This is a genomic window from Streptomyces sp. NPDC058239 (genome assembly GCF_042882185.1).
GTDB lineage: Bacteria > Actinomycetota > Actinomycetes > Streptomycetales > Streptomycetaceae > Streptomyces.
In genome coordinates this window covers 213,786-236,589 of record NZ_JBHVWS010000002.1, presented here as the reverse complement: position 1 = coordinate 236,589, position 22,804 = coordinate 213,786, and the positions used below count along the sequence as shown (strand labels likewise).

Below are 22,804 nucleotides of genomic sequence, written 5' to 3'. Positions count from 1 at the left end.
GCGTCCCCATTCGCCGGCCGGTCTCAATCCGGTGGACGGTCCGATGGCAGCGAGCCGGTCAGCGACCGCCGCATGCGTGACCACCCGGCGATCCGGCTGCAGCAACCTCGTCACAGCCATCCGGCAGTTGCAGAACCGGCAGCCCGCCGGCGAACGGACCGGCTCGCACGATCAGCCCACAACACGGCCCGCCAGGCGAAGCCATGGAGTGTCATAGAAAAACCATCCTAGAGAGCGAATGCGCCGATCCGGTGGAAAGGGCGACGAAAGTGATCATGAATGCGGTCTTCTGCCGATACCGACGGGGAGGTGAATTCCACCTGCACCTGTGACCCCCTCGATGGAGGATCAAGATGCGCAGAAGTATCGCGGCCGCTTCACTCGCAGTCGGCCTGGTTGCGGCTCTGGCCCACCCCCTGCCGGCATCGGCCGATCAGAGCGGAACCACACCGGTGACCCTCTCGGTCACCACCGGCACCATCGACATCACTGTGCCGACGGGGCCGGTGAGCCTGGGCACCGTCCCTGCCAGCAGCACCCCCCAGACGGTCAGTCAACAGCTCGGAAACGTCACCGTGACGGACAACCGGGGCGGCACGACCGGCTGGGTCGTCACCGCGAACGGGACCGACTTCACAGGACCGCAGAACATCTCGGTCTCCGCCCCCGGCTCCAGCAGCTACAACACGCCGGCCGCCACGGTCACCGGCACGGCCACCGTCAACGCCAGCAACCTGATTCCCCTGTACCCGCCAGGCCCCGTCCAGACCGCCACCAGTGTGTCCGGGATCAACACCGCCGTCTGGAACCCGACCATCTCCGTCACGATCCCTGCGGACGCCCTGGCCGGCACCTACAGCTCGACGATCACCCACTCCGTGGCCTGATCACAGCACACCGAAATCACCGGGGGGGTCCCCACCATGCGCAGTTCCATTCCCGTACCGGCTCTGGTGGCCGCAGCACTCATCGTGGCCACCGGCGCTGCTTCACCTGCGGCCGCCGACGCGGCGGGTCCGGCCCGTTCGTCGGCCTCCGGCCAGGGAAGCGTCGGCGTTCGCCTCGTCGACATCCCGGTCGACCTGGCCGACGATCCACGAGCACGGCACTACATCGTCGACAATCTGACACCGGGCACAACCGTGCACCGCCGCATCGAAGTGCTGAACACCACTGATTCCACCTTGCACGTCGACGTGTATCCGGCCGCCGCCACCATCACCCACGGCTCCTTCGTGGGGGCAGCCGGCAGGACGCGGAACGAGCTTTCGTCCTGGACAAGGCTGAAACACAGGACGCTCGATGTTCCCGCCCACGGCACCATCCGAGACACCGTGACGATCGCCGTGCCCAAGGACGCGGCGCCGGGCGAGAGCTATGCCGTGGTCTGGGCGCAAGTCAGTGGCGGTCGAGGTGGTGGTGTCGCCCTGGTGAGCCGCACCGGCATCCGGATGTACCTCTCAGTCGGCGGCCACAACCCCCCGGCCCCGGACTTCACCGCGCGCACGATGACGGCTGAACGCGGCCCGGACGGGCGCGCGATCGTCCGCGCCCAGATCATCAACACCGGGGGCCGAGCTCTGGACCTGTCCGGCACCCTGAAGCTGTCCTCGGTGTCGGGAAGCATCAGCGCGGGCCCCTACCAGGTACAGCTGGGCACGAGCCTGGCACCCCATCAGTCCGAGCCGGTGATGATTCCGGTGACCGACGAAGTGGCCGACGGCCCTTGGCGCGCCACCCTTGAACTGAAAAGCGGACTGCTCGTCAAGAAGTTCCGCGCGAAGATCGGATTCCCGCACGGGCAAGGCATCGCCCCGGCCGCAGCCATGGACGTCGAAGCGCCCGGCGGTGTCGCACTCAAGATGCTGCTCCCGGGGTTCCTCCTGTTGGGTACCGCCCTCCTGATCGCCGGCGTCCGCGTCCGCCGGCGCAGTGGAAGAGCGGCCGACAACGGGACGGAAGCGCGGGAATGAAGTGGTACGGGTACGCACTGTTCCCGGCTCATGGACAGTAAGGCTGGTGGTCATGGTGTCCGAGCCGGCTGTTCGTGCGGTGGACATGTCCGCCACGGACTTCCGGAGGGCTCTTCCACGACCGAACCGGGCATCCGCGCGCTCACCGAGAGCGACCACATCTTTTCCCCACCCCGCAAGGCCGTGAGCTCGTCGGCCGCGCCGCCTTCGGGCCAGGTGGCCGGCCGACCGGCGGGAGCGGCCCGGCGCCGGGGCCGCCACCGACCGGGGCAACGCGCCCATGGCGGTCGCGTTCGCCCGCGCCGGGCATCGCATCAGCCAGGAATGCATCCATCCGGTGTGAGTTCAGGGCTGAGTTCCGCCAGCCAGTCCAGGCGGAGCTGCTGCTCGGCGGGTATCGTCGCATCCTCGCCGCGCGGCCCCACGTTGAGCAGCAGATTGCCGCCCGCGGACGCCGTCTCCCGTACCAGCGAGTCCAGCGTGTCCCGGCCGAGGAACGCCTCGGGCGGGGAGTTGCGGTTGTAGCCGAAGCTGTGGTCGATGCCACGGGTGATCTCGTACGGGTCGGGGCCGGTGTAGCGGGCGAATTCGGGCGTCCGGAAGTCGTAGTACGGGGGTTTGCGCGGGACGAAGCCTTCGCCCTGGGCGATGGTGCGGCGCTCCCAGCGGTCGTACAGGGCCTTGGCGCCCGGGAGTTGCAGTGCACGCCACATCGGTGCGTACGGGAACAGCCGGTCGTTGAAGACGCCGTGCGGGACGGTAAAGCGGTAGTACTCCACGAGCCGCTGGACGTCAAAGCGGGAGCCGGGCCAGGCGATGTCGTTCCAGAGGATGTCGGGGCGGTAGCGGCGGATCAGTTCGCGCACCTGGGCGCCCGCGTACGCGGGGTAGCTGCCGCGCGGGACGGCCGAGACGGTGTCCGCGCCGGTGCCGATGGGCCGGTCGTCGAAGGTCCAGTCGAGACCGCCGGAGTAGTAGACGCCGAAGCGGAGCCCCTCGGCCCGGACGGCTTCGGCGAATTCACCGACCACGTCGCGCGTGGTGTGCCAGCCGGTGCGGTGCGGGTTCCGGACCCCGGAGGGCCAGAGACAGAAGCCGTCGTGGTGCTTGGTGACAAGGACGGCGTAGCGGGCGCCCGCGGCGCGGAAACTGCGGGCCCAGGCGGCGGGGTCCCAGGTGTCCAGCGCGTCGTTGAAGTCGCCCCCGAAGGCGGTGTACGGGCGGGTGCCGTAGGTCGCGCGGTGGTGGGCGGACACGGGGCTGTCGGGGAAGCGGAGCGCGTTCTCGTACCACTCGGCGTACGACGTCCAGCCGAGCGGCGAGCGGCGGCCCGCCAGGGGCAGCTCGTCCGCCGGGACGTACGGCGGGGCCCAGCCCGGTACGGAGGCGGGCGTCCAGTGCACAAAGATCCCCAGTCGGGCCCGGGACCACCATGAAGCAACCATGGCGCGAAGTATTGATCACACAGGGGGTCGTTCGTAAGATCCGGGCACCTCCGGGGCACCTTGCCGGACCCTGACGAGCGATGGCGAGCGGCCGATGATCCTGAACGATCCCCGTACGGAACCGCAGCACCGCGTCGGCGGTGGCTGGATCGGCGGTCTGGTGCTGGCCAATCTGGGCCTGTACATGGCTTTTCTCACCCCGATCCAGGTGCTGCTCGCGGAGCAGATCGATGATCTGACCTCGTCCGGCAAGGAGGTCGCGCTCGGCTGGGCGACCGGGGCGGGAGCGCTGGTCGCGGTGATCGCCAACCCGGTCGCGGGCGCGCTGTCGGACCGTACGGGCGGACGGTTCGGCCGCAGGCATCCATGGATCCTGGGCGGTGCGCTGGTGGGCGCGGTGGGTCTGGTGGTGACGGCGGCGCAGACGACGGTGGTCGGGGTGGCGCTCGGCTGGTGTCTGGCGCAGCTGGGGCTGAACACGATGCTGGCGGGCACCAACGCGGTGGTTCCCGACCAGGTGCCGGTGCGGCAGCGGGCGGCGGTTTCGGGGTTCATCGGCATACCGCAGACGCTGGGGCTGGTCTTCGGGGTGCTGCTGGTGTCCGTGGCGGTGACCGGAACCGGTGCGGGCTATCTGGTGCTTGCGGGGCTCGTGGTGCTGTGTGCGCTGCCGTTCGTCCTGATGACCCGCGACCCGGTCGTGCCCGGGGTGCGGGGGCCGGTGGTCCGGCTGAGGGACTTCTGGGTGAGTCCGCGGCTGCATCCCGACTTCGGGTGGGCGTGGCTGACCCGTTTCCTGGTCCAGCTGGGGAATGCGATCGGCACGCTCTATCTGCTGTATTTCCTCAAGGACGCGGTGCATTACCCGGATCCGGACATGGGCGTGCTGTATCTGACGCTGCTCTACACCGGCGGTGTGGTCGTGACGGCGGTGGCGGGCGGCATCGTCTCGGACCGGCTGGGCAAGCGGAAGATGATGGTCAGCGCCTGTTCGATGGTGATGGCGGCGGGGTCGCTGCTGCTGACGTTCTGGCACACCTGGCCGGCTGCGATGGCGGCCGCGGTGGTGCTCGGGCTCGGCTACGGCATCTATGTGGCGGTCGACCAGGCGCTGATCACCCAGGTCCTTCCGACGGCCGTCGACCGGGCGAAGGACCTGGGTGTCATCAATGTCGCCAACTCCGCGCCGCAGGTCCTCGGCCCGGCACTGGCCGCGCCGATCGTGGCGTACGCGGGTGGCTATGCCGGGCTCTATCTGGCGTCGACCGTGGTGACGGTGGCGGGCGGGGTGCTGGTGTGGCGTATCAGGTCAGTGAGCTGAGCCGCCGGTGCCGGTCTTCTGCGCACGGATCAGATCGCGGTACCAGTCGTACGAGTCCTTGGGCGTCCGGCGCAGCGTCTCGTAGTCGATGTGGACCAGGCCGAACCGCTTGCTGGCACCCTCGGTCCATTCGACGTTGTCGGTGAGCGACCAGGTGAAGTAGCCGCGGACGTCGATGCCCGCGTCGATGGCCGTCCGCAGGGCCTTCAGGTGTCCTTCGAGGTAGGCGATCCGGCGGGTGTCCCGGGCCGGCTCGTCGACGGCGCAGCCGTTCTCGGTGATGTACAGCGGCGGGAGCCGGTCGCCGAAGCGGCTGTGGAGCTGGACGAGGGTCTCGCGCAGGCCGTCGGGGACGACGGGCCAGCCGAAGTCGGTCTTCTCGTAGCCCTCTATCTCGCGGATGCCGAAGGGGAGTTCGGCGGGCATCTCGAAGCCGGAGAAGGTTTCCAGGGCTTCCGTGTCCGGGGCGCCGACAAGGGTGGGGCTGTAGTAGTTGACCCCGTACCAGTCGATCGGGGTGGAGATGGTCGACAGGTCGTCATCGACCGGGCCCGGCATCAGCGCGGCGAAGTTCTCGTCGGGGTAGCGCCCGGTGAGGATCGGGTCGGCGAACATCCAGTTGGTGATGGTGTCGTACAGCTGCGCGCCCAGGCGGTCCTCCTCGCAGTCCCCGGCGGTCCAGACGGGGGTGTGCGAGACGGCGATGCCGATGTTGTCGGCGCCCGCGCCGCGCAGTGCGCGCACGGCCAGGCCGTGGGCGAGGAGCTGGTGATGGGCGGCGGGCAGGGCGTCGAAGAGGAGGGTGCGGCCCGGTGCGTGCTCGCCGAGGGCATAGCCGAGCATCGTCACTTCGGCCGGTTCGTTGATGGTGATCCACATCGGTACGCGGTCGGCGAGGCGCTCGGCGACGATGCCCGCGTACTCGGCGAAACGGTAGGCCGTGTCCCGGTTGAGCCAGCCGCCCGCCTCGTCCAGCGGCAGCGGGGTGTCCCAGTGGTAGAGGGTGGGGGCCGGGGTGATGCCGTGGGCGCAGAGTTCGTCGACGAGGCGGTCGTAGAAGTCGAGCCCCTGCGGGTTGATGGGTCCGCTGCCGCCGGGCACCACGCGCGGCCAGCTGACGGAGAACCGGAAGGCGTCGGCGCCGAGGCCGGCCAGGAGGGCGACGTCCTCGCGGTAGTGCTGGTGGAAGCCGGTCCCGCGGGTGGTGTCGGTGCCGTCCTTGATCCGTCCTGGCTGTGCGGCGAAGGCGTCCCAGCCGGAGGGGCCCTTGCCGTCGGTGTCGGACGCCCCTTCGGTCTGGAACGCGGAGGCGGAGGCTCCCCAGAGGAAACCGGGCGGGAACGACGGCACATTCATCTCGGCCTCCACAGCCGTAAGAGGGAGTGCGTATTGAGGAGTGCGTATTGAGCAGAACCTGGCGGGGCAGTGATCAGAACCAGACCTTAATCGCCAGTAACGGGCTCGATCCAGTGTCGCGAGTCAGTCGTCGCGGCTGATGCCGACCATGGGGCACGGGGACGAGGAGACGAGGAGCGTTGCATGCTGTTCGAGGTATGGGCACCGGATGCGGACTCGGTCGAACTGCGGCTGGCGGGTGCGCTGCGGGCAATGGGGCCTGATCCCGTACGGGCCGGCTGGTGGACCGCCGAGGCGGAGGCGTCGGACGGGGACCGCTACGGCTTTGCGCTGAACAAAGGCGCGGACGGCGGGGCCGATGGGCCCGTGCTGCCCGATCCGCGCTCGCGCCGTCAGCCGGACGGGCCGGACGGCGAGAGCGCCGTTGTCGACCACTCGGCGTACACCTGGCGCAATGACTGGGCGGGCCGGGGGCTCCCGGGCGCCGTCCTGTACGAGCTGCACATCGGTACGTACACCGACGAGGGCACCTTCGACGCCGCGGCGGCCCGGCTCGGCCATCTCGCCGAACTGGGCATCACCCATGTGTCGCTGATGCCGGTCTGTCCCTTCCCCGGCACTCACGGGTGGGGGTACGAGGGGGTGTCGCTCTGGGCCGTGCACGAGCCGTACGGCGGCCCGGAGGGGCTCAAGCGTTTTGTCGACACGGCGCACGGTCTCGGACTCGCGGTCGTCCTGGACGTCGTCCACAACCACCTCGGCCCGTCCGGCAATCATCTCCCGGCCTTCGGCCCGTACTTCACCGAGACCCACCACACACCGTGGGGCGCGGCGGTCAATCTCGACGCGCCCGGTTCGGACGAGGTGCGGGCGTATCTGCTGGGCAGCGCGCTCGCCTGGCTGCGCGACTACCGGCTCGACGGACTGCGGCTGGACGCGGTCCATGCCCTGGCCGACACACGGGCGCTGACCTTCCTGGAGGAGCTGTCCACGGCGACCGACGCGCTCGCCGCCGAACTCGGCCGTCCGCTCTCACTGATCGCCGAGTCCGACCTCTGCGACCCGCGGACGACGACGCCTCGCGAATCGGGCGGGATCGGCCTGCACGCCCAGTGGAACGACGACTTCCACCACGCCCTGCACACCGCGCTCACAGGTGAGTCCCAGGGCTACTACGCGGACTTCGCCGCCGCCCCGCTGGCCGCTGTCGCCAAGACCGTGACGAGCGCGTTCTTCCACAACGGGACGTACTCCAGCTTCCGCGGCCGTACCCACGGCCGCCCCGTGGACATCGCCCGCACCCCGGCCCACCGCTTCGTCGGCTACGCCCAGACCCATGACCAGATCGGCAACCGGGCACTGGGCGACCGGCTCTCCGCCACGCTCTCGCCCGGTCTGCTGGCCTGCGCCGCGGCCCTCGTTCTGACAGGGCCCTTCACCCCGATGCTGTTCATGGGCGAGGAGTGGGGCGCCCGCACCCCCTGGCAGTTCTTCACCGACCACACCGATCCGGCGCTCGCCGAGGCGGTCCGGGGCGGCAGACGGCGGGAGTTCGCGGCGCACGGCTGGGCGGCGGACGACATTCCGGACCCGCAGGACCCGGCCACCCGGAACCGCTCCTGCCTGGACTGGAGCGAACCGGCTCAGGAGCCGCACGCCCGTCTGCACGCCTGGTACCGCGAGCTGATCGCACTGCGCCACGCCCTGCCCGACCTCTCGGACCCGGACCTGGCGTCGGTGCGGACCGCCCACGACGAACAGGCGCGCTGGCTGGCGTACCGCAGGGGAGATCTGCGGATCGCCGTCAACCTCGACGAGAAGCCGGCGACGATCCCGCTGGGCGGCGGCCGGCGCCGGGGAGCCGGAGGCAGAGTCGTGGCCGCGTGGGAGCCGGTGGAGTCCCCGGGCGGCGACGGGCTGCTGCATCTGCCGCCGGAGTCGTGCGTGGTACTGGCCGACGACTGATCTCCGGGGACGCGCGGTAAGGCCCTTGCCTTCGGGTGCGCTCCCCCTCATCGGGGCGCGCACCACCGAGCAGCTCACCGACAGTCCCGGCGCCGTGGGCCGGGGAGCTGACGGCCCACCGGACGGCGAGGCCGGACGCGGCGAGCGCCCGCCCGCTGCCGTATCCGTACGGCGTCCTGGAGCGGCCGAGCGACCGCGACCGTTGGTGCCGGGCGCTACTCGACGATCGCCAGTTCGCGCGCGGTGCTGTTGAGGCGTCGGCCACCGTCCTCGGTCACGGTCACGATGTCCTCGATCCGGACACCGAACCGGCCCGGCAGATAGATGCCCGGCTCCACGGAGAAGCACATCCCGGGCACCAGCGGCCGCTCCTCACCCTCGATCATGTACGGCGGTTCGTGGGTGGTGACGCCGATCCCGTGGCCGGTGCGGTGGATGAAGCGCTCGCCGTAGCCGAACTCGGTGATGACGGCGCGGGCCGCCCGGTCGATCTCCTGGCATGCGACGCCGGGCCGGACCGCGTTGCAGCCCGCCTCCTGGGCCTCCCGCACGATGTCGTGGACCCGCTGCTCCTCGGCGGTGGGTTCGCCGACATGGACCGTACGGGAGGTGTCGGAGCCGTAGCCGTGCTTGAGGCCGCCGAAGTCGAGCACGACCATGTCGCCCTGCTCGATGGTGCGGTCGCCCGCCTCGTGGTGCGGATTGGCGCCGTTCGGGCCGGATCCGACGACGGTGAAGTCGACCTGGGAGTGTCCGAACCTCTTGAGCAGACCGGCCAGATCGGCGGCGATGTCGGTCTCCTTGCGGCCGGCGAAGCGCACCTTGAGGATCTCGCCGTACGTGGCGTCGGCGGCGGCCCCGGCAGCCGCGAGCCGCTCCAGCTCAGCGGCGTCCTTCACGGCGCGCAGCATCGGCAGGGCCTCGGTGAGGGAGACGTACGAGGTGTCCGGAAGCGTCCGCTGCAGCCCGAGCAGATGCATCGCCCAGGCGTTGTCGCTGACCGCGAACCGGCCCCGGCCGTCGAGCAGCGGGGCGGTGACGGCGTACGGGTCCTTGCCGTCGGTCCAGTCCCGGAGGGTGAGGGCCGGCGCCCCGACGGCCTTCTCGGCGTCCGGGGCCTCCAGGGTCGGGACGACCAGGACCGGGTCCTGGCCGGCCGCGAGGACGAGGACGGTGAGGCGTTCGGTGTTCACGGGCTGGTAGCCGGTGAGGTGGACGAGATCGGGTCCGGGGGCGACCAGCACTCCCGCGAGCCCGGCCTCGGCGGCGCTCTCGGCGGCACGCGTCATCCGGGCCCGGTAGTCGTCGGCGGTGAACGGTACGGGCTGGTTCGGGCTGGACATGCGGACCTCCTGGCGACGCGACACGGCATACAGCATCCTGCCCGTACGTGCCCGTCCACGCGAGCGGGGGTCAGGTCTCCGGGTGCAGCCGTACAACGAGGCCGGCGCGGGGGCGGCCCCGTTCGACCAGGCGTGCGTTGGGTTCGTCGGACCCGGCCACCCATTGCTCCGCGTACGGCCGGGGCTTGCCGAACCGCACATGCCGGTCGACGAGCCGGCGTACCCGCAGGGCCGGTTCGAGTTCCAGGAACCAGACCTCGTCGAGCAGCCGGTGTACGGACGCCCAGGCCCCTTCGTCGTGCAGGAGGTAATTGCCCTCGGTGACGACCAGCGGGACGTCCGGGGGTACGGGGACGGCCCCGGCGATCGGCTCCTCCAGGGCGCGGTCGAAGGCAGGGGCGTACACAGTGGTTTCCGGTTCCGGGAGGCGCAGGCGCCGGAGCAGGGCCGCGTAACCGGCGGCGTCGAAGGTGTCGGGGGCGCCCTTGCGTCCGGCGCGGCCGAGCCGTTCCAACTCGGCCTGGGCGAGGTGGAAGCCGTCCATGGGGACGAGGACGGCGAGACCGTCGAGAGCGTCGACGAGCTGTGCGGCCAGGGTGGACTTCCCGGCTCCGGGCGGTCCGGCGATGCCGAGGATGCGGCGGTGGCCGGGGACGGCGAGGCGCAGGGCGCGCGCCGTCAGCTCGGTGAGTTCACTGATGTCCATGCGGGGCATTGTCCCGCCGCGTGCCCGACGGACGTCATGGCGGTGCGGACCGCGCGGTTCCCGCAGAGGCGAGTAGTGTTACGTATAACCAACTGGCTCACCACACCGCTGCCCGCCCCCGTCCGAGGAATCTCATGCCGCACATCGCCCTGGTCACCCTGGTCGTCCGCGACTACGCCGAAGCCGTCTCCTTCTACACGGACGCCCTCGGCTTCGAGCTGGTGGAGGACACCGACCGGGGCGACGGCTCGCGCTGGGTGGTCGTGCGGCCGCGCGGCACGGAGGGGACCGGGCTGCTCCTGGCCCGCGCCGGGGACGAGGCGCAGCGGGCGAGCATCGGCGCACAGACCGGCGGCCGGGTCGGCTTCTTCCTGCACACCGAGGACTTCGCGGGCGACCACTCCCGGATGCTGGCCGCCGGGGTGCGGTTCCTGGAGGAGCCGCGGCACGAGGCATACGGATCGGTGGCGGTCTTCGAGGACCTGTACGGCAATCGCTGGGATCTGCTCCAGCCCACGCGGCCCTGACCTGCGGCGGCTGCGTCCGCGGAAGTTGTCGGTGGTCACCGTTACGTTGGACGCATGACCGATCGTGCCCTTCACCGGTTGCGTACCCGTCCGGACCTCGCCGAACTGGCGGCGTTCCCTTTCGACTTCGACCTGGACCGCGCCGAGCACGCCGAAGCGGTACGCCTGGCGTCGGGGGCGCGGCTGACCGCGATAGCCGGTGACGGCACGGGTGGGACGTACTTCGTGTGCGGCGAAGGTCCGGACGGGCCGGTGCTCTACGCGTCTTCCGAGGGCCGGGCAGGGCTGATCGGCGACACGGTGGACGAGACGCTCGAGATCCTGATCGGGCTGCCGGGGTGGCGTGACCACGTCCGGCTGTCGCCCGCCGACGGCGAGGCGCGCATACTGGCGGCGGTCAAGCGGATCGAGGACGAAATCCGTGAGATGTGCGCACCGGACATGGACGCTCGGCGTGCCCGGTTGCGGAGGTCGCTCGGCCTGCCGGACCGGTCCGCTGTCGAGCTGATCGGGCGGCTGCACGACTGCCTGCTGCGAACAGATCCGGACCATCTCCTGCTGCACGATGCGGAATTGGTGGCTGCCGGGCCGCTGGACCCGCATCCCCGCGCACCCCTGTGGGAGACGGTGCTGAAGCCGGGCCGCGCCGACCTGGCCCGGTGGAGAGCAGCCGGCAGCCCCGCTGTCACTCGGACCACCGGGGATCCGGTACGGCGTGCGACCGTGCTGCGAGCTGCCCAGTTCGATCGTCGGCGGAACGATCTGCTGTTGCTGCGCCGGTTGTTGACGGCGGAGGCCGATGATGCCTCGGGCCTGACGGAGGAGCTCCGGCTGGCGGTGGTTCTGGTGGGGGTGCACGGACTGGCCGAGGACGTGTCCCTGCTGCGGGGTCTGCGGGGGAGGAACAGCGCGTTGCGGTGGGGTCTGCACCCGTGGCCGGACGGGGCGGCGGAGCTCGCCGAGTGGGCACGCGGGCTGGACCGGGCTCACTTCGGAGAAGACCTCGAAGCACAGTCCCCGTTGCTGTGGACCGGGCTGGCCCGCCGCCAGGGCCGGACGGAAACGGCAAGGTCCACGCTGATCCGCCTGCTCGACGACACCGGGCCCGATGCGGACCGGCTCGCCGGACTGCGCAGGGAGCTCGAACTGCTCGGGGACCACCCGCAGGCGGCTCGGGCACAGGCCCTGTGGGTCTCCCTTCAGGAAAGACCGTCGGATCGGGGCACGGGCCGACTGCATCTGGCCCTGCTGCGAAGGTGTGCCGGAGACCTTTCCGGGGCCTGGGAGGCCGTCCGACAGGCCTGTGCCGATCTCGACGAAGGGCAGGGCGACTGGAGGCGACGCCGCGTGGGCCACATCGTCGTGGAGGAACAGCTGCGCATCAGCGTTGCGGCCGCCGGGGAAGGGCGGACCGATCTCGCCCATGAATCGCTGACCGCGACGAAGGTCCTGATGAAGCGCGCGAAGTGGCAGGTGAATGCAGGCATCGGCGAACTGGCCCAGGAGGCGAAGTGGGCCGTGGCCCGTATGAAGGGCCGGCACGGCTGAATGAACTGCCCTGCCGGTCGCGCGCCGCACGACCGGCCCGGCCGGACGACCGGCCCGGCCGGACAGTACCCCCGTCAGCCAGGCACGGCGCACGTCAGCGCGTGCCCTTGCCCTCCAGATACGCCAGCACCGCAAGCACCCGCCGGTGCACCGTGCCGTCGTCCGGTTCCAGGCCGAGCTTGGCGAAGATCGAGCCGATGTGCTTGCTCACGGCCCGCTCCGTCACCACCAGTTCGGTGGCGATGGTGCCGTTCGCCTTGCCCTGTGCCATCAGTTCCAGGACTTCACGCTCGCGCGGAGTGAGGCTCTGCAGGGGTTCGGCCGACGACTTGCGGGTCAGCAGCTGGGTCACGACCTCGGGGTCGAGCGCAGTGCCGCCGCCCGCCACCCGGTCGAGCGCCTGGAGGAACTGGTCGACGCGGCCCACCCGGTCCTTCAGCAGGTACCCGATGCCCTGGGCGCCCTGGGCGAGCAGCTCGGCGGCGTATGTCTCCTCGACGTACTGCGAGAGGACCAGGATCGGCAGTTCGGGCATCTCCGCGCGGGCGGCGAGTGCGGCGCGCAGCCCCTCGTCGCGGAAGCTGGGCGGGAGCCGTACGTCGAGCACGGCGGCGTCCGGGCGGTGTTCGAGCAGGGCGGGCAGCACCTCGGGCCCGGTCGCCGCGTCGGCCACCACCTCGTGCCCCGAGCTGGTGAGCAGCAGGATCAGCCCCTCCCTCAGCAACGCGTTGTCCTCTGCGATCACGATCCGCACGGCAGCTCCACTTCGATGTGCGTCGGCCCCCCGGTGGGGCTGTTGATGCGGGTGGTGCCGTCGAGGGCGGCGATCCGTCGCCTGATTCCGACCAGCCCGCTGCCGGCGCGTTCGTCCGCGCCGCCGTGACCATCGTCGCCGATGGTCACCCGCAGGGTGCCGGGGGTCCGGTCGATCCGTACGGTCGCGGCTGTCGCGCCGCTGTGCTTGCTGATGTTGGTGAGGGCCTCGGCGATGACGAAGTAGGCGGCGGCCTCGATCGCGGCCGGCAGCCGTCGCCCGTCCTCCACACCGTCGAGCTCCGCGGTGACGGGCACAGCGACATCGGCGGCCAGCGCCCTTACCGCTCCCGCCAGTCCACGGTCCGTCAGTACGGGCGGATGGATGCCGCGCACCACGTGCCGCAGTTCCGCGAGGGCCGCCTCCGCGCCGTCCTGTGCCTCGTCGAGGCGGATGCGCGCGGCGGCCGGGTCGCGGTCGAGGAGCTGCTTGGCGAGGCCGATGCGCATCGACAGGGCGACGATCCTGGCCTGGGCTCCGTCGTGCAGATCCCGTTCGATGCGTCGCAGTTCGGCGCCGTGCGCCTCGACCGCCCCGGCCCGGCTCTCGGTCAGCTGGGCGATCCGCTCGGCCAGTGCGGTGGACGGCGAGGAGGTGAGCAGGGACCGGGTCCAGCTCGCCGACAGGTCCGCGAGTACGGAGTGCCAGCGCAGCACCCAGCCCCGGCGCGCGGGCAGCGGCGTCCCGTACTCGTCGGCGGCCCGCCGGTCCAGCAGGTGCACTACGGGCAGCGCGGCCCCGTCGACGAGGAGCCCGACCGGCCACAGCACCATCGCGAGGTAGCCGAGGGCATTGCCCATGAGCGCCTGGATCGGCAGCCAGAGCGCGTCGCGCCAGACCGTCGGGTCGGTGAGTACGCGCCGGACCCGCTCGGAGAGTTCGCCGCCGTCCAGCGGCGGATACGGCGTCGGCGTGAACGGCACACCGAGCCGCGCGGCCGCCCGGCGGCGCTCGAACTCCGCGAACCGGCGCAACACTTTGGCCGCCTCGGGCAGGGCGGGCAGTCCGATGATCACGGCGGCGAACATCAGGGTCGCCACCACCAGGAACGTGCCCACATATGCGAGCAGCGCGATCGGAACGCCGATGAACAGATAGCGCGCCGCATCCCACGAACGCCGGATGGCGACCGTCAGCGGGGCGGGAGTGGTGCTCATGACACAGCACGTTACGGGGGTTCACCCGGCACCGGAGTGGAGGCCTCCCCCTGACCGTGGTGGAGCCGGCTGTACCCCCTGTCCGGGAGCGCGCACCCTCGCCCGGACACCCCGTTCTTCATAGCGTTCATGCAGGTCGGAAAGAACGAGGCAGAGAAGGAACGGTGGAGTCGACGGTGGACACGATCACAGCGGTGCGGGCGACCGCGCTGAGTCTGGAGTCGGTGAGCCGACGCCACGGACGGCGTGGTGGCGGCAGCCGGGAGGCGATCGCGCTCGACGCGGTGAGCTGTGCGGTCCCGGCCGGGAGCTTCACCGCGGTGGTGGGCCCCTCGGGATCGGGGAAGAGCACGTTCCTGCAGTGCGCGGCGGGCCTGGACCGTCCGACGGCGGGGACGGTACGGGTCGGGGGCACCGATCTCGGCTCGCTGTCCGAGGCCGCACTGACCCGGTTGCGCCGTGACCGGATCGGCTTCGTCTTCCAGTCGCACGCCCTGAATCTGGTGCCTTCGCTGAACATCGAGGAGAACGTCGTGCTGCCGCTGGTGCTGGCGGGCGCCGATCCGGCGGACGAACGGGTGTTGACGCGCGGCCGGGATCTGCTGGCCCGGGTCGGCCTGGCGGGCCGCGGCGGGCAGGGCCCCGCGACGCTCTCCGGCGGCCAGCAGCAGCGGGTCGCGGTGGCACGGGCGCTGGTGACCGGACCCGATGTGATCTTCGCGGACGAACCGACGGCGTCCCTGGACCCGGAGTCGGCGTCGCTGGTGCTCGGTCTGTTGCGGGACGCGGTACGGATCGACGGCCGTACGGTCGTCATGGTCACCCATGATCCGGTGGCGGCCGGCTGGGCCGACACCGTGCTGACGATGGACGGCGGCCGGCTGCGATGAGCACGAGTACGGGCATGGGCACGAGTACGGACACGCGAAGGCCTCATGCGGATGTGCGGTCCGGGGTGCGGCGGGCATCGGCGTTCCTCGCCCGGCGTTCGCTGAAGACTCATCGCCGGGCCTGGGCCGCGGTGTTCGCGGCGACGACGGCCGCGGCTGCGCTGATCGGCGCGTTCGCTTTCGTCCTCGGTTCACTGCTGCTCGCGCGGCCGCCGGTGGAGCGTCATGCCGGGGCCGACGCGGTGGTGGCGGCCGACCAGAAGGTGACGTACACGGCGAAGCCGTGGGGCAGCGAGCCGCAGACCGCGAAGACGTATCTGTCGGAACGGGTCCGTCTCGACCGCTCCGCGGTGGCGAAGGCGGCCGCCGCGGACGGGGTCGCGAAGGCCGTCGCGGACGATTCGGTCCCGGTGGCCGTGGGCGGCGGGAGCGGTGGTACCGGGGCCGGCGGGGCTTCGGCTGTCGGCCGTTCCTGGGCGTCCGCCGCGCTCACTCCGTACCGGCTGACGGATGGACACGCGCCGAGGACGTCCACCGAGGTGGTCGTCGACAGCGCGCTGGCGGCCGCAGCCGGGAACAAGCCCGGGAGCCATGTGACATTGCAGGTCGACGGGGCTTCTCAGCCGTACACCGTCAGCGGTGTCGCCGACACCGGTCATCGGGGCGCCGCCCCCGCCGTCTTCTTCACCGAGCAGCGGCTGACCGCGCTGGCCGGACACCCGGGCACGGTCGACGCCATCGGTGTCGTCGCCGAGAAGGGCGTGTCGGCCGACGCACTGCGGGTGTCCCTGGACACCGCGCTGCCCGACCGCACACACGGGGACCGCGAAGTCCTGGTCCTCACCGGCTCGGAACGCGGGCAGGCCGAGTACATCGACGCACTCGGCGCACGGGGCGATCTGCTCCCACTGCTCGCCTCCATAGCGGGAACGGTCCTCATGGTGGCGCTCCTGGTGATCGCCACCACCCTCTCCCAGGCGGTCCACCAGCGCTCCGGTGAACTGGCGCTGCTGCGCGCGGTCGGGGCGACGCCCCGGCAGCTCAGGTCGGCAGTCGGCCGCGAGGTGAGCCGGGTGGCATGCGCCGCCGCGGTGCTGGGCGGGACCGGGGCCGTACCGCTGGGGCTGCTGATGCGGTCGTTGCTGACCACGGACCCGCTGCCGCTGCCCGTGCCGGTGTGGCTGCCGTTCGCCGCGGGCGCCACGGCCGCGGTGCTCATCGCGTCGGCGGCCCGTCCGGTGTCGATGCTCGCTGCCAGGTCCATCACCCGGCTGCGGCCCGCCGATGCGCTGGGCGCGGCCAGTGCGCCCGAACCGGGCGAGCCCGGCCGGCTGCGTACGGCCGCAGGAGCGGTGCTGGCCGTCGCGGGTATCGGTTCGGCGGGCGCGGCAACGGCGCAGGGCGGGCAGGCCGCCGCGGTGGCCGCCTCGGGTGCGGCAACCTCGCTGATCATCGCGGTGGCGCTGCTCGGTCCGTGGATCGCCCGGGTGGCGATGCGGGTGCTCGGTACACCGGTACGGCGCGCGGGCGGGGTCTCCGGGTTCCTGGCTGCCAAGTCCGCCGCCGCGCACAATCGGCGACTCGGTGCGGCGATCACCCCGATCGTGCTGGTCGTCGCGTTCGTCTGCGTACAACTGGCGGCCGGCTCGACGCTGGAGCGGGCCTCCGACCGGCAGGCCGCTGCCGCGCTCCGGGCGGACCTCGTGGCGACCGGTCCGGTCGCCGGACTGCCGGCCGATGCGGCGCAGGCAGTGCGCAAGGTTCCCGGGGTGAAGGCGGCGACCGGTCTGCTGCGCTCCAGCGTCGTCCTCGCCCATCGTGAGATGGGCGATCCGAAGCTGGACCGGTTCCCCGTGCTGGGTGTGACGGCGGACCAACTGCCCGGCACGCTCGACCCGCACGTCACGGCGGGCGATCCGGCGGACCTCACCGGCAGGGACACGGTCGCGGTCGGCAAGGACCGGGCCGCCGACCTCGACATCGGCACCGGCGACAGGCTGAAGCTCCGCCTCGGTGACGGTACGGAGGTACGGCTCCGAGTGGTGGCGCTCTACGAACGGGCCCTGGGACTCGGCGAGTTCATGCTGCCGCGCGAGGCCCTGGCCGGGCATGTCTCGGCACCGCGCGACCAGCAGATCCTGATCCGCTCAAAGGACGGCGGGTCGGCCTCGGCCGTACGGCGCGCCCTCTCCCCGTACCCGGGTGTGCAGGTCCGCACCGCGACGGCGGACGACGTACGGATCGCCCCGCCGTCGTCGGACCAGGACAACGCCCTGATCATCATCGGTGTCGGGGTGATCGGCGGCTTCGCCCTGCTCGCGGTGATCAGCACGCTGTCCCTGATCACGGTGGGCCGCCGCCCGGAATTCCGCCTGCTGCGGATGGTCGGCGCGGGCCGCCGCCAGGTGAGGCGGACGCTGGTCCTGGAGACGGGACTGGTGGCGGTGGCGGGCCTGGCGATCGGCACACTGGTCGCGGCGGTGCCGCTGGTGGCGTTCGCGGTGTCGACAACCGGTTCGGTTCCTTATCTGCCGCCGGTGCAGTACGGGGCGCTGGCACTGGCCGTGACGGTGGCGGCGGGTGCGGGGGCGATGTGGCCGGGCTCGTCCGGCGGCCGCTTGGTCCTGGGGCGCCGAGTCTGAGCCCGCCCGGCGGAAGAGGTCGACGCCCGCCGCCGACGCGCGTCACCGGAGGCGGACATCCCCGCCCCCTCGGCGCGTGTCACCGCGAGGCCGGCAGCGGCAGCGCCGCCTCCCGTACCGCCGCCGTGGCCAGCGCATCGAGCACCGGCGCGATCAGCGGATGCCCCTCCGCGCCGTGCCGCACCGCGGCGAACACGCGGCGGGTCGGCGCGCTGCCCTCCACCGGCCGCACCACCACCCCCGTGAGGTCCATCCCCCGCAACGCCGACCGCGGCACCAGCGCCACCCCGGCACCCGCGCCGGCCAGCGCGACCACCGCGCGGAAGTCGTCCGAGGAGTGCTCCAGCCTCGGCTGGAACCCGGCGAACTCGCAGGCCAGGACCACGACGTCATGACACGGGTTGCCGGGGTACGGACCGATCCACGGGTCCTTCTCCAGGTCGGCGACCGCCACCTGTTCCCGGCAGGCCAGCCGATGCCCCACCGGCAGCACCGCGTCGAACGGCTCCGAGTACAGCGGCACCCGGGTCAGCCGCCGGTCGTCCTCGCCCGGCGCACCCCGGTACTCGACGGCGACCGCGACATCGACCTGCCGGTCGAGCACCATCGGCACGCTCGCATCGCCCTCGGCGTCCTGGACACGGACCCGGATGCCGGGCGCGGTGAGCGTCAGTTCGGCTATCGCGGGGGCGAGGACCAGGCCGATGCCGGTGGCGAACGCGGCGACCGTGACCGTACCGGCGTCCCCGGCGCTGTACGCGGCGAGCTCGGCCTCCGCCCGTTCCAGCTGGGCGAGGACCGCGTTGGTGTGGGTCAGCAGGATCTCGCCGGCGGCGGTGAGCCGGACGCCGCGCGCACTGCGATCGACCAGCCGGTGCCCGGTCTCCTGCTCCAGCGCGGCGAGCTGCTGGGAGACCGCGGAGGGGGTGAGATACAGCGCGGCGGCTGCGGCAGTCACCGTGCGGTGGTCCGCCACCGCACGGAGAATGCGCAGCCGCCGTGCATCGATCATGTGCCCCATTGTCCCAGGTCACGGAGGGAACCCTGCCGCCCGGGTGAGGCTCCCGGGTGGGACTGTCCGATGGGGATGCCGGACAAAACCCGGGACGGCACCCCGTACGGGGCGCTACTCCCCCAGTGCGGCCCGCGCGTCGACGAACGCGTCCACGGCGCGGTTCACATCCGCCGTGGAGTGCGCGGCGGAGAGCTGGACGCGGATACGGGCCGCGCCCTGCGGGACTACCGGGTAGGAGAACCCGATCACGTACACACCGCGCTCCAGGAGCAGCTCCGCCATCCGGCCTGCCTTCGCCGCGTCCCCGATCATGACGGGGGCGATGGCGTGGTCGCCGGGCAGGACGTCGAAGCCTTCCTCGGTCATCCGGGTACGGAAGAGCGCGGTGTTGGCATTGAGCTGCTCGCGCAGGTCGCCTGCGGCCTCCAGCAGGTCCAGGACCTTGAGCGAGGCCGCCGCGATGACCGGGGCGAGCGAGTTGGAGAAGAGGTACGGGCGGGAGCGCTGGCGCAGCAGCGCGACGATCTCGGCGCGGGCCGCGACATAACCGCCGGACGCACCGCCGAGCGCCTTGCCGAGGGTGCCGGTGATGATGTCGACGCGGTCCATCACATCGTGCAGCTCGGGCGTTCCGCGGCCGCCGGGGCCGACGAAGCCGACGGCGTGCGAGTCGTCGACCATGACCATGGCGTCGTAGCGCTCGGCCAGGTCGCAGATCTCGCGCAGCGGGGCGACATACCCGTCCATGGAGAAGACGCCGTCGGTGACGACGAGTCGGCGCCGGGCCCCGGACGCCTCCTTCAGCTGCGTCTCCAGGTCGGCCATGTCGCGGTTGGCGTAGCGGAAGCGCTTGGCCTTGGAGAGGCGGATGCCGTCGATGATGGAGGCGTGGTTGAGGGCGTCGGAGATGACCGCGTCCTCCGGGCCGAGGACGGTCTCGAAGACGCCGCCGTTGGCGTCGAAGCAGGAGGAGTAGAGGATCGTGTCCTCCTGGCCGAGGAACGTGGAGAGCCGCTGCTCCAGCTCCTTGTGGACCTCCTGGGTGCCGCAGATGAAGCGGACCGAGGCCATGCCGTAGCCCCAGCGGTCCAGCGCGTCGTGGGCGGCGGCGATCACGTCGGGGTGGTCGGCGAGGCCCAGGTAGTTGTTGGCGCAGAAATTGAGCACCTCACCGGGGCGGCCGCCCGCGGTGACGGCGACGGTCGCGGACTGCGGGGTGCCGATCACGCGCTCGGGCTTGTGCAGTCCGGCGGCCTCGATCTCGTCGAGGGTGGTGCGCATGTCGTCGCGTACGGAGTCGAACATGAGGGGTGTCTCCCAGCTGTCTACGAGGGCGTCGGGTCAGGAGGTCCAGTCGAGGATGACCTTGCCGCCGCGGCCGCTCGCCGCGTCGTCGAAGGCTGCTTCGAAGTCTCGGTAGCCGTACCGGCCGGTGATCACGGGGGCGAGGTCGAGGCCACCCTCCAGCAGTACGGACATGGCGTACCAGGTCTCGTACATCTCGCGGCCGTAGATGCCCTTGATGGTGATCATCGAGGTGACGATGCGGGACCAGTCGACGGCGAACTCCTCGGACGGCAGTCCGAGCATGGCGATCCGGCCGCCGTGCGTCATGTTCGCGATCATTTCGCGCATCGCCTCGGGCCGGCCGGACATCTCCAGGCCGATGTCGAAGCCCTCGCGCAGTGAGAGGCGCTTCTGCCCTTCGGCGATGGTCTCCTCGGCGACGTTGAGGGCGAGGCTGACGCCGACCTTCCTGGCCAGTTCCAGGCGGGCCTCGCTGACGTCGGTGATCACGACGTTGCGGGCGCCCGCGTGCTTGGCGACGGCCGCAGCCATGATGCCGATCGGTCCGGCGCCGGTGATCAGGACGTCCTCGCCGACCAGCGGGAACGACAGCGCGGTGTGCACGGCATTGCCGAACGGGTCGAAGATCGCGGCGATGTCGAGGTCGACGGGGACCCGGTGCACCCAGACATTGGACGCGGGCAGGGCGACGTACTCGGCGAACGCCCCGTCCCGGCCGACGCCGAGCCCGAGCGTGGAGCGGCACAGGTGGCGGCGGCCCGCCAGACAGTTGCGGCACTTCCCGCACACGAGGTGGCCCTCGCCGCTGACCAGGTCACCGATGTTGATGTCGACGACATCGGCGCCGATCTCCGCGATTTCACCGACGAACTCGTGGCCGAGGACGAGCGGGGTCTTCACGGCCTGCTGCGCCCAGCCGTCATAGTTCCGGATGTGCAGATCGGTGCCGCAGATGCCGGTACGGAGCACCTTGATCAGTACGTCCGAGGGGCCGATCTCCGGCTCGGGCACGTCCATCAGCCAGAGTCCCGGCTCGGCCTTCTGCTTCACGAGTGCCTTCACGGCTGCGGCTCCCTGCGCTGGTACGGCGTTGAGTACCCCGGGCCGGGGCAGCCTTGAGGAAGCCTGCGGCCCGGGGAAGAAAAGAGGGACGGCATGGCAGCACGCGTCGATCGGCTGCCGCGCACCATCCTCTGCCGTCACGGAGAAATCTGCCGCACCCCGCGCCACAGGTCCATCGAGGTTTTCTTAAGCGCGCCCGCAGTTCCGCTTCATGCCTTTCCGCAGCTCCGCCTCATACCGTTCCCCGGCTCCGCTTCACACCTTTCCGTACGGCCCCGGGAAGCGCGCCCGACCGTCATCGACCCGGTGGAGAAACATCCCCGTCTCCCCGTTACCGCATCGTTCGGTGATCGCGGGCTCGGCGTGGGCAGCGCTCGGGAGAACTGTTGCGGCATCAAGGCGTTCCGACGGCCGACGTCTTTTCCGCGGCTTCAGGGTGTGTCTGCCCGGCGTGCTGATGACGCTGTGCCCAGCGGACGGCAAGTGGTGCTGCCAGGCCCGTCAGGGTGAACAACGCTCCTACGACGTACCACCCGGGGCGGCCCCAGGTGATGCAGAGCGAGATGAGCAGGCTCGGCCCCAGGGCTTCGGCCAGGCCGGCGCCCAGACCGAACACGCCCAGGTACTGGCCGGTGGCATGTTGCGGGGCGAGAGCGAACGACACCTCGAAGCCTCCGGCGGAGTGCCAGAGCTCGCCGACCGTGTGGATCACCACCGCGGTCATGAGCAGCGTGGCGGAAGCCCACGTCGGTATCCCTGCGGACAGCGAGATCAGCGAGCAGGAGACCAGGAAGGCCACTCCTGATCGCCGGTAGGCGTTTCCGCAAGCCGCAGGGGAATCGATGGCGCGGCTGACCCGTACCTGAAATGCGATGACGATGACGGTGTTGATGAGCATGGTGCCCGAGATGAGCCAGCGCGGGGCGGTGGTGGCCGCGACCAGCCAGAGCGGAATGGCCACGGTGAGCACCTTGAACTGGATGGCCATGACGCCGTCGAGTGCGGTGATCAGTAGGTAGGGGCGGTCCCGTAGGGCGATCCAGCGAGGGCCGTTGACGACGGGCCCGGGCGCGACCGGCGGCAGGAAGACCAGGACGGCCGCGGAAGCCGCGATGGAGATCGCGGTGCCGAGGACGAGGAGCTGGTAGGCGGTGTGGGTGCCCACCTGGACGGCCCAGCCCGCCAGTAGGGCACCGAGAGAGATGCCGATATTGGTCACGGCACGGAGATGGGCACGGAATTCCTGCGGCCGGTCCCCGCCGTAACGCCTGATGATCGGACTGCGTGCAGCCAGTCCGGCCGCCTGAGCACCGATGGCTGTACATACCGCGAGGACGAACGGCCAGAAGCTGTCCACCAGCAGGAAACCGGCTGTTGCCGCCGCTCGGACGACAAGGGTGGTCGCATAGACACCGCGTGCTCCGCGTGTGTCCGCGAGGCGGCCGATGGCGATGCCCACGGCGAGCGAGACGAATCCGGCGATGCCGAGCCCGAGCCCCACCTGTGTTGCCGGAAGGTGAACCGCCTCGGTGAAGTACAGCACCCCGGCGGTCAGATAGAGGCCGCTGCCGACGGTGTTGACGAAGTTCGATGCCGCGATGGTGCGTTGGGGTCCGGCGTCCGGCAGCAGACGAGGCATGACGTGGCTCCGCATCCAGGGCAGGCAGTAAGGACCGGACAAGCTTGCTGCACATTACTTGCACTGGCAAGAGAGGCGGAGGTGGAGCGCGGC

General features: G+C 71.1%; 18 protein-coding genes. 8 read left to right on the top strand and 10 right to left on the bottom strand.

The genetic code is table 11. The features are described 5' to 3' along the window. Window positions 1-353 precede the first annotated feature (353 nt). Window positions 354-887 carry a hypothetical protein gene (locus ACFVYE_RS03630; RefSeq protein ID WP_383972175.1) on the top strand — a complete coding sequence of 178 codons (534 nt, stop codon included), beginning with the start codon at window positions 354-356 and terminating at the stop codon, window positions 885-887. 36 nt (window positions 888-923) lie between these two features. Next, complete coding sequence (locus ACFVYE_RS03625) at window positions 924-1,973, top strand: hypothetical protein (protein ID WP_383972172.1); 1,050 nt, start codon at window positions 924-926, stop codon at window positions 1,971-1,973. 314 nt (window positions 1,974-2,287) lie between these two features. Here the strand turns inward: ACFVYE_RS03625 and ACFVYE_RS03620 are convergent, their stop codons facing one another. Further along, window positions 2,288-3,418 (bottom strand): alpha-L-fucosidase, encoded by a 1,131-nt coding sequence (locus ACFVYE_RS03620; protein ID WP_383972171.1) that lies wholly within the window; start codon window positions 3,416-3,418, stop codon window positions 2,288-2,290. A 94-nt stretch (window positions 3,419-3,512) separates the two neighbouring features. On the opposite strand from ACFVYE_RS03620, the gene ACFVYE_RS03615 reads away from it, so the two are divergent. Further along, the gene (locus ACFVYE_RS03615) at window positions 3,513-4,739 is read left to right on the top strand and encodes an MFS transporter (RefSeq protein ID WP_389603881.1); all 1,227 of its coding nucleotides are present in this window, start codon (window positions 3,513-3,515) and stop codon (window positions 4,737-4,739) included. Here ACFVYE_RS03615 and ACFVYE_RS03610 read toward each other — a convergent pair. Continuing rightward, entirely contained in the window at window positions 4,728-6,095 is a 1,368-nt protein-coding gene (locus ACFVYE_RS03610) for a GH1 family beta-glucosidase (RefSeq protein ID WP_389603879.1), read from the bottom strand. The two genes, ACFVYE_RS03615 and ACFVYE_RS03610, sit on opposite strands and share 12 nt — an antisense overlap. 183 nt (window positions 6,096-6,278) lie before the next feature. Here ACFVYE_RS03610 and treZ point away from each other — a divergent pair, with 183 nt between their 5' ends. Next, window positions 6,279-8,060, top strand: coding sequence for a malto-oligosyltrehalose trehalohydrolase (gene treZ, locus ACFVYE_RS03605; RefSeq protein ID WP_383972161.1), 1,782 nt, complete (start codon window positions 6,279-6,281; stop codon window positions 8,058-8,060). Between the two features lie 215 nt (window positions 8,061-8,275). On the opposite strand, the gene ACFVYE_RS03600 is transcribed toward treZ, so the two are convergent. After that, window positions 8,276-9,403 carry an aminopeptidase P family protein gene (locus tag ACFVYE_RS03600; protein ID WP_389603877.1) on the bottom strand — a complete coding sequence of 376 codons (1,128 nt, stop codon included), beginning with the start codon at window positions 9,401-9,403 and terminating at the stop codon, window positions 8,276-8,278. 70 nt (window positions 9,404-9,473) lie between these two features. Continuing rightward, window positions 9,474-10,118, bottom strand: a complete 645-nt coding sequence (locus tag ACFVYE_RS03595) for a nucleoside/nucleotide kinase family protein (protein ID WP_383972155.1) — start codon at window positions 10,116-10,118, stop codon at window positions 9,474-9,476. Window positions 10,119-10,243: 125 nt separating this feature from the next. On the opposite strand from ACFVYE_RS03595, the gene ACFVYE_RS03590 reads away from it, so the two are divergent. Then, window positions 10,244-10,636, top strand: a complete 393-nt coding sequence (locus tag ACFVYE_RS03590; RefSeq protein ID WP_389603875.1) for a VOC family protein — start codon at window positions 10,244-10,246, stop codon at window positions 10,634-10,636. A 54-nt stretch (window positions 10,637-10,690) separates the two neighbouring features. Beyond that, window positions 10,691-12,184, top strand: a complete 1,494-nt coding sequence (locus ACFVYE_RS03585; RefSeq protein ID WP_389603873.1) for a hypothetical protein — start codon at window positions 10,691-10,693, stop codon at window positions 12,182-12,184. A gap of 94 nt (window positions 12,185-12,278) precedes the next feature. Here ACFVYE_RS03585 and ACFVYE_RS03580 read toward each other — a convergent pair whose 3' ends face one another. Then, window positions 12,279-12,938 carry a LuxR C-terminal-related transcriptional regulator gene (locus ACFVYE_RS03580; protein WP_383972147.1) on the bottom strand — a complete coding sequence of 220 codons (660 nt, stop codon included), beginning with the start codon at window positions 12,936-12,938 and terminating at the stop codon, window positions 12,279-12,281. Beyond that, window positions 12,926-14,155, bottom strand: coding sequence for a sensor domain-containing protein (locus tag ACFVYE_RS03575; RefSeq protein WP_389603871.1), 1,230 nt, complete (start codon window positions 14,153-14,155; stop codon window positions 12,926-12,928). Before ACFVYE_RS03575 ends, ACFVYE_RS03580 begins: the two co-directional genes overlap by 13 nt. Before the next feature lie 164 nt (window positions 14,156-14,319). Here ACFVYE_RS03575 and ACFVYE_RS03570 point away from each other — a divergent pair, with 164 nt between their 5' ends. Together ACFVYE_RS03570 and ACFVYE_RS03565 are read left to right on the top strand one after the other, a co-directional pair. Beyond that, window positions 14,320-15,045, top strand: a complete 726-nt coding sequence (locus ACFVYE_RS03570) for an ABC transporter ATP-binding protein (RefSeq protein WP_389603869.1) — start codon at window positions 14,320-14,322, stop codon at window positions 15,043-15,045. Then, complete coding sequence (locus tag ACFVYE_RS03565) at window positions 15,042-17,687, top strand: ABC transporter permease (protein WP_389603867.1); 2,646 nt, start codon at window positions 15,042-15,044, stop codon at window positions 17,685-17,687. Before ACFVYE_RS03570 ends, ACFVYE_RS03565 begins: the two co-directional genes overlap by 4 nt. Before the next feature lie 79 nt (window positions 17,688-17,766). Here ACFVYE_RS03565 and ACFVYE_RS03560 read toward each other — a convergent pair whose 3' ends face one another. The 4 genes from ACFVYE_RS03560 to ACFVYE_RS03545 form a co-directional block, all read right to left on the bottom strand. Continuing rightward, entirely contained in the window at window positions 17,767-18,699 is a 933-nt protein-coding gene (locus tag ACFVYE_RS03560; protein WP_389603865.1) for a LysR family transcriptional regulator, read from the bottom strand. Between the two features lie 114 nt (window positions 18,700-18,813). Then, entirely contained in the window at window positions 18,814-20,007 is a 1,194-nt protein-coding gene (locus ACFVYE_RS03555) for a glycine C-acetyltransferase (RefSeq protein ID WP_327272219.1), read from the bottom strand. A gap of 36 nt (window positions 20,008-20,043) precedes the next feature. Further along, window positions 20,044-21,072 (bottom strand): L-threonine 3-dehydrogenase, encoded by a 1,029-nt coding sequence (tdh, locus tag ACFVYE_RS03550; protein WP_383972132.1) that lies wholly within the window; start codon window positions 21,070-21,072, stop codon window positions 20,044-20,046. Between the two features lie 394 nt (window positions 21,073-21,466). Continuing rightward, window positions 21,467-22,711 (bottom strand): MFS transporter, encoded by a 1,245-nt coding sequence (locus ACFVYE_RS03545; RefSeq protein ID WP_383972129.1) that lies wholly within the window; start codon window positions 22,709-22,711, stop codon window positions 21,467-21,469. Window positions 22,712-22,804 lie beyond the last annotated feature (93 nt).

Coding starts and splice junctions, on each gene's coding strand:
- ACFVYE_RS03560 (WP_389603865.1), bottom strand. CDS start 18,699: ATGATCGATGCACGGCGGCTGCGCATTCTCCGTGCGGTGGCGGACCAC.
- ACFVYE_RS03615 (WP_389603881.1), top strand. CDS start 3,513: ATGATCCTGAACGATCCCCGTACGGAACCGCAGCACCGCGTCGGCGGT.
- ACFVYE_RS03575 (WP_389603871.1), bottom strand. CDS start 14,155: ATGAGCACCACTCCCGCCCCGCTGACGGTCGCCATCCGGCGTTCGTGG.
- ACFVYE_RS03610 (WP_389603879.1), bottom strand. CDS start 6,095: ATGAATGTGCCGTCGTTCCCGCCCGGTTTCCTCTGGGGAGCCTCCGCC.
- ACFVYE_RS03555 (WP_327272219.1), bottom strand. CDS start 20,007: ATGTTCGACTCCGTACGCGACGACATGCGCACCACCCTCGACGAGATC.
- ACFVYE_RS03585 (WP_389603873.1), top strand. CDS start 10,691: ATGACCGATCGTGCCCTTCACCGGTTGCGTACCCGTCCGGACCTCGCC.
- ACFVYE_RS03600 (WP_389603877.1), bottom strand. CDS start 9,403: ATGTCCAGCCCGAACCAGCCCGTACCGTTCACCGCCGACGACTACCGG.
- ACFVYE_RS03630 (WP_383972175.1), top strand. CDS start 354: ATGCGCAGAAGTATCGCGGCCGCTTCACTCGCAGTCGGCCTGGTTGCG.
- treZ (WP_383972161.1), top strand. CDS start 6,279: ATGCTGTTCGAGGTATGGGCACCGGATGCGGACTCGGTCGAACTGCGG.
- ACFVYE_RS03590 (WP_389603875.1), top strand. CDS start 10,244: ATGCCGCACATCGCCCTGGTCACCCTGGTCGTCCGCGACTACGCCGAA.
- ACFVYE_RS03625 (WP_383972172.1), top strand. CDS start 924: ATGCGCAGTTCCATTCCCGTACCGGCTCTGGTGGCCGCAGCACTCATC.
- ACFVYE_RS03595 (WP_383972155.1), bottom strand. CDS start 10,118: ATGCCCCGCATGGACATCAGTGAACTCACCGAGCTGACGGCGCGCGCC.
- ACFVYE_RS03620 (WP_383972171.1), bottom strand. CDS start 3,418: ATGGTTGCTTCATGGTGGTCCCGGGCCCGACTGGGGATCTTTGTGCAC.
- ACFVYE_RS03565 (WP_389603867.1), top strand. CDS start 15,042: ATGAGCACGAGTACGGGCATGGGCACGAGTACGGACACGCGAAGGCCT.
- ACFVYE_RS03545 (WP_383972129.1), bottom strand. CDS start 22,711: ATGCCTCGTCTGCTGCCGGACGCCGGACCCCAACGCACCATCGCGGCA.